Genomic DNA, 14,819 nt, shown 5'->3' with positions numbered 1-14,819 from the left:
ACGCGCCGGCCGAGGAGACTCTCCGCCGGCCGGGCGCCGCACCGACCCACCAGATCCCGACTGCCCCGCCATCCCCATCCGCACAGCCAGCACCGTCCGCACGGCCTGCACCATCCGCACCGCCAGCACCGTCCGCACCGCCAGCACCGTCCGCACCGCCTGGCCCGCCGAAGCCGGTGGCCGCCCAGTCGGGCGGTTGGCCCGCGCCACCCGACGCCGACGCCGCCCGTCGGGCGCTGATCGCGCTGCGCGGCGAGGTTGCCAAGGCCGTGATCGGTCAGGACGCCGCCGTCAGCGGGCTGGTCGTCGCCCTGCTCTGCCGCGGGCACGCACTGCTCGAAGGCGTGCCGGGCGTCGCGAAGACCCTGCTCGTACGCACCCTGGCGACCGCACTGTCACTGGACACCAAGCGGCTGCAGTTCACTCCGGATCTGATGCCGGGTGACGTCACCGGCTCGCTCGTCTACGACAACCGCAGCTCCGCGTTCACCTTCCGCGAGGGTCCGGTCTTCACGAACCTGCTGCTCGCCGACGAGATCAACCGGACGCCGCCGAAGACCCAGGCCGCCCTGCTGGAGGTGATGGAGGAGCGGCAGGTCAGCGTGGAGGGGACGCCCCGTCCGCTACCCACCCCGTTCGCCGTACTGGCGACCCAGAACCCCATCGAACACGAGGGCACCTACCCGCTGCCCGAGGCGCAGCTCGACCGGTTCCTGGTGAAGGTGACACTGCCGCTGCCGCCGCGCGACGACGAGATCCGGGTGCTGGCCCACCACGCCGGCGGCTTCGACCCGACGGACCTGGCCGCGGCCGGCGTGCGGCCGGTCGCGGGCCCGGCGGACCTGGCCGCGGCGCGCGCGGCGGTGCTCGCCGTCGCGGTGCACCCGGAGGTGCTGGCATACATCGTCGACCTGGCGCGGGCGACCCGGGTGGCGCCGAGCGTGCAGCTCGGGGTGTCGCCGCGCGGGGCGACCGCGCTGCTGGCTACCACCCGGGCCTGGGCGTGGCTGTCGGGACGCGGCTACGCGACCCCCGACGACGTCAAGGCCCTGGCACGGGCCACGCTGCGTCACCGGATCAGCCTGCGGCCCGAGGCCGAGCTCGACGGCGTCACCGCGGACGTGGTGTTGGAACAGGTGCTGGCCACCGTCCCGGTTCCCCGGTAGGTCCGGTGGCGATCACCGGGCGTGCCGTCGCGCTGGCCCTGTTCGGGGTGCTGGTCGTCCTGCTGTCTCCCGCGCCCGGCCTGACGATGCTGGTCGTCGACCTGGTGATCGTGGCCCTCCTCGGGGTCGACCTGACGCTGGCCGGCGGGGTCCGCACGCTGGCGTTCACCCGGTCGGGGCCGACGTCCGCCCGGCTGGGCCAGCCCGTCCCCCTCGTGCTCGGGATCGCCAACGACGGTGACCGGCCCGTGCGGGCCCGGGTCCGCGACGCCTGGCCGCCGTCCGCGGGCGCCCGGCCGCGAGAGCATCAGGTGGTCGTCCCCGCCGGGGAACGGCGCTTCCTGGAGACGACGCTGTACCCGACGCGGCGCGGCGACCGGGAGCCGTTCCGCATCACGGTGCGTTCCCTCGGCCCGCTCGGCCTCGCCGGCCGGCAGGGCCGCCACCGCAGCCCGTGGCGGGTCCGCGTGCTGCCGCCGTTCACGTCGCGCCGGCACCTGCCCGCGGCGCTGGCCCGGCTGCGGGAGGTCGAGGGCGAGGTCGCGATCCGCGGGGCCGGCGCCGGCTCGGAGTTCGACAGCCTGCGCGACTACGTGATCGGCGACGACGTCCGCCTGATCGACTGGAGGGGCACCGCCCGACGCGGAGCGGTGGTCGTCCGCACCTTCCGGCCGGAGCGGGACCGGCGAGTGGTCTGCGTGCTCGACACCGGGCGGACCTCCGCCGGACGCGTCGGCGACGTCCCCCGGCTGGACCATGCGCTCGACGCCGCGCTGCTGCTCACCGCGGTCGCACTGCGCGCCGGCGACCGGGTCGGTCTCGTCGCGCACGACAGCGTGCCTCGCGTGACGCTGCCCGGTTCGCACGACCACGCGTTCCTGGCCCGGGTGACCGACGCCATGGCCCGGCTGGAACCGGCCATCGTCGAGGCGGACCACGCCGGGATCGTCTCGACGGTGCTGCGGGAGACCTCGCGCCGATCCCTGGTCGTGCTGTTCACCGAGCTGGCGCCGGCCGTGATCGAGGAGGGGCTGCTGCCCGCGCTGGGGACGTTGACCGCGCGGCACACCGTCGTGGTCGCGGCGCTGCGTGACCCCCGCGTCGACGAGCTCGCCGCCGGCCGCGGCGACGTCCGCGCCGTGTACGCCGCCGCGGCGGCCGAACAGACCCTGATGCGCCGCCGCGAGCTCACCGAGACGCTGCGCCGCCGCGGCGTCGAGGTCGTCGACGCGCCGCCGGCCGGCTATGCCGCGGCCGTCACCGACGCCTACCTCACCCTGAAGTCCCTCGGTCGGCTCTGACCGCCGACCAGGTGATCGCCGGCGGCCGGACCGCCGCGCACCGCGGCTGGCCGCGGGCGTCGGTCAGGCCGAGCCGGCCGACCAGCTCCCCGGTGCCGACCGCCGCGGCGAGGACGTCCGGGTCGACGGCGTCGAGCATCAGCTTCGCCCGCCGGAACATGGCGAAGGTGCCGGCGTCGTCGACGTCGCCCCAGGACAGGTAGAGGAAACGCGCGCCGGGTCGACCCTGGATGTGGCGGCCACGCAGGTCGAGACCGGCGGGCCCTTGCGTCACGGTGCAGTCGATCGTCCAGTCCGCTCGGGGGGCATCGCCGCGGTGCAGGCCCAGCAGGTCGTCCTGCCGGCCGCGGGCCTGCACCCCGACGTGGACGTTGACGTGGCGATGCGCGTCGCCGGCCGGAGCGCATCGCGATCCCGGCAGGTCGACGCCCTCGATGCGGATGCGCACCGGCCCATCATCCTCCGCCCGGTCGCCCGCCGGGGCTGGCGGCACCGACACACCGCCGCGACAGGTGGGCTCCGCCGCGATCGTCGCGGCGCAACCGTCAGCTCGCGGGGACGGGGGTCAGCGCGACGACGGGGATCTTCCGGCCGGCCTTCGCCTCATACTCGGCAAAAGCCGGGTAGTTCGCGGCATGCCGGGCGTAGACGGCGTCCCGCTCGGCCCCGGTGACCTCGTCGACATGCACGTCCAGGACCCGAGTGTCGATCTCGATCTTGACCCCGGGGTGCGCCTTCAGGTTGTGGTACCAGGCCGGATCCCTGGGCGCCCCGCCGTTGGAGGCGAACACCAGGTAGCGGTCGCCGTCCTCGGCGTACACCAGCGGGTTGATCCGCGGGGCGCCGGTGCGGGCCCCGGTGGTGTGCAGCAGCAGGATCGGAGTTCCCGCGAACTGACCATCGGGGTGCCCCCCGGTGGCCCGGAAGTCAGCGATGATCCGGGCGTTGAAGTCGTCCGTGTCTGCCATGGGTGGGCACTCCCCTCGTCGAACCATCTGGTCGGGTCCGGACGGTATACGAGTTCACGACCTTCGCCATGGCTCAGGCGGGCAGGGCTGCGGCGGTTGGCTGCTGGGCGGGCACGGCGGGAGCCCCGGTCGCCACCGGGAGAAGCGTCGGGTAGTCCAGGTAGCCACGGTCGTCGCCGCCGTAGAGGGTCGCTCGGTCGCCCGGGTTGAACGGTCCGCCGGCCGCGAGCCGGGCCGGCAGGTCCGGGTTGGCGAGGAAGGCGGCCCCGAAGCTGAGCAGGTCGGTGGTGCCGTCCTCGACAAGGGGAAGGTCCGCGAGCCCGGTCGGCTGGTCACCCGTGGCCGGGTTGAGGATCAGCGTGCCGCCGAAGCGGCGGCGCAGCTCCACGGTCAGCGACCGCTCGGCGTTCTCGGCGATGTGCAGGTAGGCCAGTCCGAGCGGGCGCACCGCGTCCACCAGCGCGGTGTACGTGGCGGGCACGTCGTCGACGACGATGTCGTTGAAGCTGCCACCGGGCGAGATCCGCAGCCCCACCCGGTTCGCGCCGATCGCCTCGACCACGGCCCGGGTGACCTCGACGGCGAACCGGATCCGGCCGGCGACCGAGCCGCCCCAGCCATCGGTGCGGCGGTTGGCGTTCGTGGCCAGGAACTGGTTGATGAGGTAACCGTTCGCGCCGTGCACCTCGACGCCGTCGAAGCCGGCGGCGACGGCGTTGCTGGCCGCCTCGGCGAACTCCGCGATGATCTCGGAAATCTGCACCTCGGTCAGTTCGGCCGGGGTCTCGAAGTCCGCCATGCCCGTGGCGCTGAACGTCTGGCCGGCGGGACGGACCGCGGACGGGGCGAGTGGGATCGCGCCCGCGGGCAGCAGGCTCGGGTGGCTGATCCGCCCGGCGTGCATGAGCTGGGCGAAGATCACTCCGCCGGCGTCGTGCACGGCGGCGGTGACCGCCCGCCAGGCCTGAACCTGCTCGGCGCTGTGCAGGCCAGGGGTGTTCGGGTAGCCCTGGCCGACGGCGGAGGGCTGGACGCCCTCGGTGATGATCAGGCCGGCGCCGGCCCGCTGGGCGTAGTAGGTCGCCATCGACGGCGTCGGGGTGGCGCCGGGGCCGAAGGCCCGGTTGCGGGTCATCGGCGCCATCGCGATGCGGTTCGCCAGGTGCAGGCCGGCCAGGTCGATCGGGTCGAAGGCGGTGGTCATCGGACTCCCTCTCGTCACCGTCACGCCCCCGCCGAGCGCGGTCGCGGACTACCCAGTCCGAACCTCAAGCCCGCCGACGCCCCTTCCCGGTGGCATCGAGTGTGAGACGCGTCACCCGGACAGGAAGGTGGTCGCAGCGTCCGATCGTGACCGGACTGTCGGAGGGTGGCGCTAGCATGCGGCCATGCTTGATCACATAGGTGTCCAGGCGGCCGACGTCGAGGCATCGCTCGCCTTTTACCTGCGTACCTTCGCGGCCATCGGCATCCGCGAGGCGAAACGCTTCCCAGCCGGCGATTCCGTGGTGGTCGGCCTGTCCGGGCCGGACGGGAAGGCGTCGTTCTGGCTCAGCCCCGCGGCCGGCGCCGAGACCCGGGAGCTACACGTGGCCTTTCGGGCCCCGGACCGGGCCGCCGTCGACGCGGTGCACGAGGCCGCAGTGCGCGACGGCGTCGAGGTGCTGCACGCGCCACGCGTCTGGCCCGAATACCACCCCACCTACTACGGCGTCTTCCTGCGCGATCCCGACGGCCACAACGTCGAGGCCGTCCATCACGGGTTCTAGGAACACGGATCCGGGAAAGGCGCGGCTCCCAGGAACGCACGGATCCCAGGAAGGCAGGGAGATCGGCGATGCCCACCACCGTCCGCACCGAGGTGCTCGACATCTCTGTCGAGGTGACGGGGCCCGCCGATGGGCCGCCGGTCGTTCTGCTGCACGGCTGGCCGGACGCCGCCCGTGGCTGGCACGGGGTGCAGGCCGGGCTGAACGAACGGGGTTGGCGCACGATCGTCCCGGACCTGCGAGGCAGCGGCGCGACCAGGTTCCGCGACGCCGGCACGCCGCGCGACGGTCAGGCCGTCGCGCTGGCCCAGGACGCGCTCGACCTCGCCGACGCCCTCGGGTTGGGGCGGATTGCCGTGGTCGGCCACGACTGGGGCGCCCGCGCCGCCTACACCCTCGCCGCCCTGGCGCCGCGCCGTCTCACGGCCATCGCCGCGCTCGCCCTGGCCTACCAGCCGCGGGGGAGCTTCACCATGCCGGGCTTCGAGCAGGCCAGGGCGTTCTGGTACCAGTGGCTGATGTTCGTCGATGCCGGGGCGCGGGCGGTCCGCGAGGATCCCGTCGGCTTCGCCCGCATCCAGTGGGACACCTGGAGCCCGCCCGGCTGGTTCGACGACGACGAGTTCGCCGCCACCGCGCCGGCGTTCACCCGTCCGGACTGGGCGGCGATCACCCTGAACGCCTACCGGGCACGGTTCCATGCGAACGAGCCGCGCGACCCGCGCTACGACGACCTGCGCCGTCGCCTCGCCGAGGTCGAGCGGCTCGGGGTGCCCACCCTGATGATCCAGGGCGGCGACGACCGCTGCGACTCACCGGCCGCGTCCGCGGGCCAGGCGGCATACTTCACCGGCGGGTACCGCCGGGTCGTCCTCGACGGCGTGGGCCACTTCCCCCACCGCGAGGCCACCGCGGCGGTGGCGGACCTGGTCGCCGACCATCTCTCGGTGGCGGACGGCCGCGCGCGGGCCAGCGGCCCGGGTTAGCTAGCTCTCGTCGGCCGGGGCGAGCAGGCGGGCGGGGAAGCCGCCGCGGCTGATCGGCCCCCACCGGTCGATCCGCAGCCGGAGCAGCACCTTCTCCTGGCGGCGCATGGCCTCGCGGTACTCGTCCCAGTCGGGGTGCTCGCCGCTGATGCAGCGGAAGTACTCCACCAGCTCCTCGACCGCGGCGGGCTGGTCGACCACGGTGATCGTGCCGTCAACCTGGACCCAGTCGCCGCTGAACTCGTCGGACAGCACGCACATCGACGCCCGCGGGTCGCGGCGCGCGTTGCGGGTCTTCGCCCGTTCCGGGTAGGTCGACACGACGATGTCACCCGCGGTGTCGACGCCCATCGTCACCGGGGAGAGCTGCGGGGCGCCGTCGCGGCGGGTGGTGACGAGGATGCCGCGGTGGCGGGGGCGGACGAAGTCGAGCAGGCCCGCGCGGTCGACGCTGACATCCCTGGCTGCGGTCGGACTCATCCTGGCAGCCTAGGCCACGGGGGCCAGGTCGGCGGCGCCGTGGGCGGCATCGAGGTCGGCCGTCTGACCGGCGGCGGCCGCGCGCGAGCCGTAGCCCCACGTGTAGGCGACGAAGCCGGCCCAGGCCAGTGCGCCGATCCCGATCCGCACCGCCGTCGGCAGCCCGGAGGGCGTCACGAACGCCTCGATGAAACCGGAGACCGCGAGGGCCACCGCGGCGCCGAGCGTGATCGTCACCGCCGCCCGCCCCTCGGCAGCCAGCGCCTCGACCCGACGCCGCGGGCCCGGCGCGATGATCGACCAGCCCAGGCGCAGGCCCACCGCGCCCGCGAGGAACACGACCGTCAGCTCCAGCATGCCGTGCGGGAGGATCAGGCTCCAGAACTGGCCGCTCTGCCCGCAGCTGGTCATGTACCCGCCGACCACCCCGGTGTTCACCGCGTTCACCAGCAGCACCAGCAGGGTCGGCAGGCCGAGCAGCGCGCCGGCGGCGACCGCCGTCGCCGACACCCAGGCGTTGTTCGTCCAGACCTGGCTGGCGAACGAAGGAGCCGGGTTCTCCGTGTAGTACGAGGCGAAGTCGGAGCGGCACAGCTTGGCGACCGCGCTCGGCGGCGCCAGGTTGGCCTGTGCCTCGGCGTCGTTGGCGATCCAGAGCCCGATGGCCAGCGCTACCAGCACCGAGCCGAGCGCGGTCGCGAGCACCCAGCGGCGTCGCTCGTAGACGGCCAGCGGGAAGGTCACGGCGAAGAACCGGCCGACGACGTGCCACCCGGGGTCGGGCGCCCCGCCCACCGCCGCGCGGGCGCGGGTCACCAGGATGGTGAGGTCGTCGACGAGACTGGTGTCGTAGGAACGGGTGCGGATCACCGACAGGTGGGTCGCGGTCCGCTGGTAGAGCTCGACCAGTTCGTCGAGCTCGTCGCCGCTCATCCGGCGCGGCCGGCCGGCCCGGTCGACAAGCCGGCCGAGCCGGATCCATTCCGGGCGGTGCACGGCGACGAACGCATCGAGATCCATGGCGCTCTCATCCTCGCAGACGGGTGGTGGCGCCGGGACTCCCCGCCACCACCGGCCGTGGCATCACCCGTGGCGCAGCTGTCCCGTCAAGGAGATGCCAGGTCCGTCAGGACCCGTCAGGACCCGTCGCCGCCATCGAGGGCCAGGCCGGCGAAGTCCGCCAGGCCGGTGGCGAGCGCCGCGATCGTCGGGTACCTCCAGACGAAGTTGCCGGGCAGGGTGATACCGAGTGCGGGCTCCAACCGGGAGCGCAGCTCGAGGGCGAGCAGCGAGTCGAAGCCGAACGACCGCAGCAACGTGTCCGGGTCGAGCGTGCTCTGGCTCAGCCGCAGCACCACCCGCAGATGCTCCCCCAGGTACTCCTCGAACAGCGCCCGCCGGGGCTCCCCCGCCGCCGCGGCCCGCAGGCGTGCCCGGATGTCGGTCGGACCGTCCTGCTCGGCCGCCTGGACGCCACCGGCCCGGATGACGGCGGAGAACACCGGCAGCGGGCGACCGGCCGGCGGTATCCAGGCGATCGGGTCCCCGGGCAGCAGGCCGGCGTGCCGTCGGCCGTGCGCGAGGACCGTCTCCAGGGCGTACAGGCCGTCGCGGGTCGGTATGGTCTCGTAACCCCGCTCCCCGAAGATCGTGCCGCCGCCGATCTCGCCCCAGACCCCCCAGTTGATCGAGGTGGTCGGCAGCCCCTGGGCGCTGCGCCAGTCGGCGAAGCCGTCGAGCCAGGAGTTCGCCGAGGCGTAGGAGCCCTGGCCGGGGATGCCGAACAGCGACGAGATGGACGAGTAGAGCACGAACCAGTCCAGCGGACGGCCCTCGGTCGCCGCGTGCAGCCGGGCGGCCCCGAACACCTTGGGATGCCAGACGCCGTGCAGCTGCTCGGCGGTGATGGTGGTCAGCGCCGCATCCCGGAGCACCATCGCCGAGTGCACGACGCCGCGCAGAGCGACGTCGTCGGCGGTGGCGGCCGCGACGAGCCGCTCGGCGACCCCCGGCTCGGCGACGTCGCCGAGGACCACCCGGACGTCGGTGCCCTGGGCGGCGAGCTCGGTGAGCCGCCTGTCGATCTCCGGGCTCGGTGCCGACCGGCCGCACAGCACCACGCGGCCGGCCCGGTGGGCGGTCAGCCAGGCGGCGGTCGCCAGGCCCACCCCGCCGAGACCCCCCGTGATGATGTATGCCGCGCCGGGTCGCACCGGGGACGGGGCGCCGCCGGGCCGGATCGCCATGGCCTGCCCGTCGTCCGGGACGGTCAGCACAATCTTGCCGATATGACGGGCGCCGGCCATGAACCGGAACGCCTCGGCGGCCGAGGCGAGCGGGAAGCTCTGCACGGGCAGCGGGACGAGATCGCCGGCGGCGAAGGCAGCGGACAGCTCGCGAAGCAGGGCCACCACCCGGTGCCGCTGCTCGCGGCAGAGCTCGATCGCGTTGACGCTGGCCAGCGTGATGCTGTTGCGGAACGGCAGCAGGCCGAGGGGACTGTCGGCGAGGATGTCGCGCAACCCCAGCTCGATGAACCGGCCGAAGGGCGCCAGGGTCTCCAGCCCCGCGCGGATCGCCGGGCCCGTCAGGGAGTTCAGCACGACGTCGACGCCCCGGCCGCCCGTCGCCGCGCGCGCCTGCGCGGCGAAGTCCAGCGAGCGGGAGTCCATGACGTGGCGCACGCCGATGCCGCGCAGGTAGGCCCGTTTCTCCGGGGTGCCGGCGGTGGCGAGGACCTCGGCGCCGAGCAGCCGCGCGACGGCGATCGCTGCGAGCCCGGTCCCGCCGGTGGCCGAGTGGATGAGGACCGACTCGCCCGCGCGCAGGTCGGCGACCTCTCGCAGGGCGTACCAGGCGGTCGCGAAGGCGACGGGGAGGCCGGCTGCCGCCGCCGCGTCCATCCCGGCGGGGATCGGCATGGTCAGGTCGGCGTCGGTCGTCAGGAAGGAGCCGAACGCCCCGCCGCCGAGCAGGTCGACCGCGACGACCTCGTCGCCGGGGCGCGGGGCGGTGACGTCCGGGCCCACGGCGGTGACGACGCCAGCGCACTCGAACCCGATCGGCGACGGCGGCAGCACGCCGAGAGCGAGCAGTACGTCGCGGAAGTTCACTCCGGCGGCGCGCACCCGCACCTCCACCTGCCCAGGGCCCGGCCGGCGCCGCTCGGCGACGGCGACGCGCAGGTCGTCGAGGTCGCCGGACTCGGGGGTGCGCAGCGCGAAGCCGTCGCGGCCGTAGCGCACGCGCTGGTGGCCGGCGTCGTGCCGTTCGGCGGCCGTCACCGGCGTCAGCACCACGCGGGCGACGAACCTGATCCCGCTGCGCAGAGCGATCTCATCGTCGACGGCGATGGCGACGGGGTCGGGGGTGCCGGGCGGGGCGAGGGCGTCGTCGGCGAGCAGCTCGTCGGCGAGATCGTCGGCGTCGGCGGCGAACGACGGGCCGCGCCCGGTGCCTGCACCACCGGGCCCGGTGCCGCCAGGAGCAGGAGATCCGCCAGGAACGGTACCGCCGGGGGCGGCGATGGCACCGGCCCCCGCGGGCAGGACCCCGGCCGGATCGGCGTCGAGGTGGAGCATGCGGTACTCGGGGTGCTCGTGGGCGAGTACCCGCAGCAGGCCGCGCACCCCACCCCGGTGGGCGTCGGGCACGGCACCCGGTGTCAGGGCCCGCGCGCCGCGGGTGACGGTGAACAGCCGCGGCGCGGCGCCCGACAACCCGGCGAGGGTCTGCACCACCGTCAGCAGCGCCCGGGTGGCCCGTTCGGCGGCGACCGGGGACAGCGCCAGCGGGTCGGCCGGCGGATCCAGCGGCGCGTCGGCGAAGCCGTAGTCCGGTGCAACAGCGCGCGCCCCGACCGCGTCAGCCCCACCGACCGCGTCAGCCGCGTCAGCCGCGTCAGCCCCACCGGCCGCGCCGGATCCGCCGGATGAGTCAGCTTCACCAGATAAGTCAGATCCACCGGATGAGTAAGCCGCCTCGGATGCCGCGGCCGGGCCGTCGAGGACGACCACGACCCGCTCCGGTCGGCCCGCGGTGGCCCACGCCGGCCCGGTGCCGCGCGCCCACCGCCGGGGGTCGTCGGCGGCGCCGGGCAGCAGCGCGAACTCGGCGTCCGCCCCGGCGGCGGCGAGCGCGGCGGCAAGGTCGCGCGCGGAGCCGGTGAGCTCGCCGAGCACGAGCCAGCGGCCCGGCCGGCCGGGCCCGGCGGCCGGGGGACGCGGCTGCGGTTGCCACGCGACCCCGTACAGCCAGTCGTCGATCCGTGCGGCGAGCTCCGTCGGCGCCGTGCCCGCGGTGGCGGAGTCGGCCGTGCTGTGGTGGACGTAGCGCATCCCGTCGAGGGCGGCGACGAGCGTGCCGGCGGCGTCGAGCAGGCGGACGTGCCCGGCGGGACTGCCGACGCCGCCGGCGTCCGGGAACTCCATCCAGCCGTGGACGTACCGCACGGTCGTGGTGTCCCCGAACACCCGGATCTCGTCGATGCCGGCGGGCAGGACCAGACCCTGCTCGGTCGCGGCCGGCAGGCTGACGACGAGTGCCTGCGCGCAGGCGTCGAGGAGCACGGGATGGATGGGCAGCTCCTGGGCCCCGGCGGCGGCGAACGGCGGGACGGTCACGGTCGCCCAGACTCCGTGGTTGTCCGCCCCCGCGTGCAGGTCGGTGATGGCGGCGAAGGCGGGTCCGTGGTCGATCCCGCGGCCACGCAGGTTGCGGTACACCTCGCTCGGCCCGACGCGGCGAGGGTGCGCGACGGCGAGGTCGAGCAGCGCCGCCCCGCCGTCCGGCGCGGGCGCGGTGGTCCGTCGCAGCACGCCGGACATGCGCCGGCTCCAGCCGTTCTCGGTGCCGTCGCTGCGGGCGAAGATCTCGATCAGGGTTCGGTCCGGATCCTTGGGTGTCGCGGTCATCAGCGCGTCGGTGTGGTCGTCGAGGTCGAGCAGTTCCTCGAACGCGGTCTCGGTCAGGACGACCTCAGCCGGCGCGGCGTCGGGGAACACCTCCGCCGCGGCGCTGAGCGCGAACGCGCAGTAGGCGGCGCCGGGCAGCACCGCCCGGCCGTGCACCCGGTGGTCGGCGAGCCAGCCGACGGCCGCGGTGCCGACGTCGCAGCGCCACAGGTGGCGCACCGGCCCGCTCGGCACCTCGGAGTGCAGGCCCGGCAGCGGTGCCGCGGCAGCCCCGTGGCCGGGGGTCGCCGCGGGGGTCCGCGGGCCGGGCAGGGGGGCGTCGATCCAGTGGCGGCGGCGGTCGAACACCAGCGGGGGAACGTCGACGATCACCCCGTCGGGGTAGAGGACCGACCAGTCGACGGGCACGCCGGCGCAGTGGGCCGCCGCGAGCGCGATCCGGAACTCCGCCTGACCGTCGCCGTCCCGGCGCAGCGTCGGCAGTACCACCGGGGTGCGGCTGCCCCCGGCCAGGCTGCCGGCGATCGCGTGGGCCACCACCGGGTTCGGCGAGATCTCGAGGAAGACGCGGTGCCCGTCGGCGGCGGCTGCCGCGACGGCGTCGGTGAACCGGACAGGGCGGCGCAGGTTCGCGCACCAGTACGCGGCGTCGAAGGCGGGCGCGGCACGCGGGGAGTCCTCGACCGTGCCGTAGAAGCCGGTCTCGGGCCGACGCGGGTCGAGCTCGGCGAGCTGCTCGGCGAGCTCGCCGAGCAGCGGGTCGACCTGCGGTGAGTGGGAGGCGACGTCGACGGCGACCGGGTGGGCCGGGATGCCGCGGGCGGTCCAGTGCGCGACGAGTTCGTCGATCCGGCCGGCGGCTCCGGCGACGACCGTCGAGCCCGGCGCGGCCAGCACGGCCACCGAGACCTCCCGGTCGGCACCGGTCGCGGTGAGATCGGCCGCCACCGCGCGCCGATCGAGACCGACGGTCGCCATCGCGCCGGCCCCGGCGATGCGGGTGAGCAACCGCGACCGGCGGCAGATCACCCGGGCGCCGTCGGCGACGCTCAACGCGCCCGCGACGACGGCCGCCGCGACCTCTCCCATGGAGTGCCCGATCACAGCGGCGGGCCGCACGCCGTGCGCCCGCCACAGCGCCGCCAGCCCGAGCTGCACCGCGAACAGGACCGGCTGGACGCGGTCGCAGCCCACCAGCTCCTCGCCGGCCCGCAACGCGTCGAGGACCGAGATCCCCGTCTCCGCCCGGATGAGCGGGTCGACCTCGGCGATGGCCGCGGCGAACGCCGGCTCCACGACCAGCAGGTCGCGGCCCATGCCGGCCCACTGCGACCCCTGTCCGGAGAACACCCAGACCGTGTCCCGCGGCACACCGGCGACGGCGGTGCCCGCCACCACGTTCGGCGCGGGGCGACCGGCGGCGAACGCGCGCAGGCCCGCGACCAGCTCCTGCCGGGAGAAGGCGACCACCCCGAGCCGGCCGCGCCCCGTCGCGCGCCGCCGGGCCAGCGTGTACGCGACGTCGCGCACCGCGCCGGCAGCCGAACCAGTGCCGGCGGCCGAGTCAGCGCCGGCGGCCAACCAGTCGGCGAGGCGGGTTGCGGCGGCCGGCAGCACCTCGGCCGAGCCGGCCGGGACGACGACCACGTCCGGGCCGCTCGCCCCCGACGCGGCACGGGCCGCCCACGGGTCGGTAGCCGACAGCCGGTCGGCAGCCGACGGCGCCTGCGCGACGACGACGTGCGCGTTGGTGCCGGAGAACCCGAAGGAGGACACGGCCGCGACCCGGCCCGTGCCCCGCACGGGCCAGTCGACCAGGTCGGTGGGCACGAAGAACCGGGACTCGACGCCCGCGATCGCCGGGTTCCACTCGTGGAAGTGCAGGTTCGCCGGGATCTGCGCGTGCTGAAGGCAGAGCACGGTCTTGATCAGGCTGGTGACGCCGGAGGCGGGCTCGAGATGGCCGAGATTCGTCTTCACCGATCCCAGGGCACACCGCTGGGTCCCTCCGCCGTAGGCCCGCGACAGGGCCTGGAACTCGACCGGATCGCCCACCGTCGTCCCGGTGCCGTGTGCCTCGACCAGGCCGACGTCCGCCGGGTCGACGCCGGCCCGGCGCAGCGCGGCCTTCGCCACGGCGTACTGCGCCTGCTCGGAGGGGACGCTCAGCCCGTCGGTGCGGCCGTCCTGGTTGACCGCCGTGCCGCGGATCACCGCGAGTACCCGGTCGCCGTCACGCCGGGCGTCGGCCAGGCGCTTGAGCACGACCAGGCCGGCGCCCTCGCCGCGGCCGAAGCCGTCGGCGGCGGCGTCGAAGGCGTGGCAGCGGCTCGTCGGCGACAGCATGCTCATCCGGACCAGCGACTTCGACACCCGAGGAGAAAGCATCAACGCCACACCCCCGGCGATCGCGACGTCGCACTCGCCGCCCGCCAGGCTGCGGCAGGCCAGATGCACGCCGACGAGCGAGGAGGAGCAGGCCGTGTCCACCGTCAGGCACGGCCCGTGCAGGCCGAGCAGGTAGGCGATGCGGCCGCTGGCCACGCACGGCCCGTTGACGAGCAGCGATCCCTCCAGCTCCTCGGGCCGCCCGACGAGCCGCTCGGCGTAGTCGGAGCCGTTGAGCCCGATGAACACGCCGGTGGCGGTGTCGGCGAGCCGTTCCGCCGGCAGGCCGGCGTGGTCGAACGCCTCCCACGCCACCTCCAGCAGCAGCCGGTGCTGCGGGTCCAGCACGTCGGCCTCCCGCTGGGAGACACCGAAGAAGTCCGCGTCGAAGCCGGCGATGTCCGCCAGGAAGCCGGCCTGGCGCGGCACCGACCGGCCGAGCGCCGTCAGAGTCGGGTCGAGGTACTCCTCGGCCACCCAGCGACCGGGCGGTGGCTCGCCGACGGCGTCGCGCCGGGAGACCAGCAGCTCCCACAGGGACGCCGGGGAGTCCACTCCCCCGGGCAACCGGCAGCCCATCCCGATCACGGCGACGGCGTCCTCGGCATGGCCCATCGCGGACGCCGGCCGCTCCTCGGGCCGGGTGACCACGTCATCACTCATGGCGGGTGCCTCACTCATGGCGGGTGCGGTTCCTTTCTCGCGGGCGCACCCGGCATCGGGCAGCACAGGGACACGCTGAAACCAGCGGAGCCGCGCCGGAGGCCGTCGGACCCGGCCACGGGGTGCGGCCTGACGGGAGGGAACACTGGGGAAGGGAACGCCGACGGCAGGGAACAGGGAGTCGG

Annotated in this window: 10 protein-coding genes; 4 read left to right on the top strand and 6 right to left on the bottom strand. The window is 74.9% G+C overall.

Translation table 11 applies throughout. From position 1 onward, the window contains the following. Positions 1–176: 176 nt before the first annotated feature. On the top strand, positions 177–1,166 hold the full coding sequence (locus FRAAL_RS05680) for an AAA family ATPase (RefSeq protein ID WP_011602497.1): 990 nt from the start codon (positions 177–179) through the stop codon (positions 1,164–1,166). Between the two features lie 5 nt (positions 1,167–1,171). After that, positions 1,172–2,467 (top strand): DUF58 domain-containing protein, encoded by a 1,296-nt coding sequence (locus FRAAL_RS05675; RefSeq protein WP_041938890.1) that lies wholly within the window; start codon positions 1,172–1,174, stop codon positions 2,465–2,467. Here the strand turns inward: FRAAL_RS05675 and FRAAL_RS05670 are convergent. The 3 genes from FRAAL_RS05670 to FRAAL_RS05660 all read right to left on the bottom strand — a co-directional run bounded on the left by FRAAL_RS05670 (position 2,439) and on the right by FRAAL_RS05660 (position 4,639). Then, positions 2,439–2,915, bottom strand: coding sequence for a DUF5990 family protein (locus FRAAL_RS05670; RefSeq protein WP_041940206.1), 477 nt, complete (start codon positions 2,913–2,915; stop codon positions 2,439–2,441). The genes FRAAL_RS05675 and FRAAL_RS05670 overlap by 29 nt on opposite strands. 97 nt (positions 2,916–3,012) lie before the next feature. After that, complete coding sequence (locus FRAAL_RS05665; protein ID WP_041938889.1) at positions 3,013–3,435, bottom strand: nitroreductase family deazaflavin-dependent oxidoreductase; 423 nt, start codon at positions 3,433–3,435, stop codon at positions 3,013–3,015. A gap of 73 nt (positions 3,436–3,508) precedes the next feature. Beyond that, the gene (locus tag FRAAL_RS05660) at positions 3,509–4,639 is read right to left on the bottom strand and encodes an alkene reductase (protein WP_041938888.1); all 1,131 of its coding nucleotides are present in this window, start codon (positions 4,637–4,639) and stop codon (positions 3,509–3,511) included. A gap of 184 nt (positions 4,640–4,823) precedes the next feature. Between FRAAL_RS05660 and FRAAL_RS05655 the strand changes: the two genes are divergently transcribed. Then, positions 4,824–5,204 (top strand): VOC family protein, encoded by a 381-nt coding sequence (locus tag FRAAL_RS05655; RefSeq protein ID WP_011602492.1) that lies wholly within the window; start codon positions 4,824–4,826, stop codon positions 5,202–5,204. A gap of 68 nt (positions 5,205–5,272) precedes the next feature. Then, positions 5,273–6,190 carry an alpha/beta fold hydrolase gene (locus FRAAL_RS05650; RefSeq protein WP_011602491.1) on the top strand — a complete coding sequence of 306 codons (918 nt, stop codon included), beginning with the start codon at positions 5,273–5,275 and terminating at the stop codon, positions 6,188–6,190. Here the strand turns inward: FRAAL_RS05650 and FRAAL_RS05645 are convergent, their stop codons facing one another. From FRAAL_RS05645 to FRAAL_RS35745, 3 genes are all read right to left on the bottom strand, one after another. Further along, the gene (locus FRAAL_RS05645) at positions 6,191–6,670 is read right to left on the bottom strand and encodes a PPOX class F420-dependent oxidoreductase (RefSeq protein ID WP_011602490.1); all 480 of its coding nucleotides are present in this window, start codon (positions 6,668–6,670) and stop codon (positions 6,191–6,193) included. Between the two features lie 9 nt (positions 6,671–6,679). Next, entirely contained in the window at positions 6,680–7,690 is a 1,011-nt protein-coding gene (locus tag FRAAL_RS05640) for a stage II sporulation protein M (RefSeq protein ID WP_011602489.1), read from the bottom strand. Between the two features lie 116 nt (positions 7,691–7,806). Next, positions 7,807–14,652, bottom strand: coding sequence for an acyltransferase domain-containing protein (locus FRAAL_RS35745; RefSeq protein WP_308205975.1), 6,846 nt, complete (start codon positions 14,650–14,652; stop codon positions 7,807–7,809). Between the last annotated feature and the right edge of the window lie 167 nt (positions 14,653–14,819).

It is taken from the genome of Frankia alni ACN14a (assembly GCF_000058485.1).
In the GTDB taxonomy this organism is placed as follows: Bacteria; Actinomycetota; Actinomycetes; order Frankiales; family Frankiaceae; genus Frankia; species Frankia alni.
Note: the sequence above shows the minus strand (reverse complement) of the source record. Positions and strands in the feature narration are given on the sequence as shown.

Excerpts from the sequence above, each read along its gene's own strand:
- FRAAL_RS05665 (WP_041938889.1), bottom strand. The coding sequence starts at position 3,435 with ATGGCAGACACGGACGACTTCAACGCCCGGATCATCGCTGACTTCCGG.
- FRAAL_RS05660 (WP_041938888.1), bottom strand. The coding sequence starts at position 4,639 with ATGACCACCGCCTTCGACCCGATCGACCTGGCCGGCCTGCACCTGGCG.
- FRAAL_RS05655 (WP_011602492.1), top strand. The coding sequence starts at position 4,824 with ATGCTTGATCACATAGGTGTCCAGGCGGCCGACGTCGAGGCATCGCTC.
- FRAAL_RS05650 (WP_011602491.1), top strand. The coding sequence starts at position 5,273 with ATGCCCACCACCGTCCGCACCGAGGTGCTCGACATCTCTGTCGAGGTG.
- FRAAL_RS05645 (WP_011602490.1), bottom strand. The coding sequence starts at position 6,670 with ATGAGTCCGACCGCAGCCAGGGATGTCAGCGTCGACCGCGCGGGCCTG.
- FRAAL_RS05640 (WP_011602489.1), bottom strand. The coding sequence starts at position 7,690 with ATGGATCTCGATGCGTTCGTCGCCGTGCACCGCCCGGAATGGATCCGG.
- FRAAL_RS35745 (WP_308205975.1), bottom strand. The coding sequence starts at position 14,652 with ATGAGTGAGGCACCCGCCATGAGTGATGACGTGGTCACCCGGCCCGAG.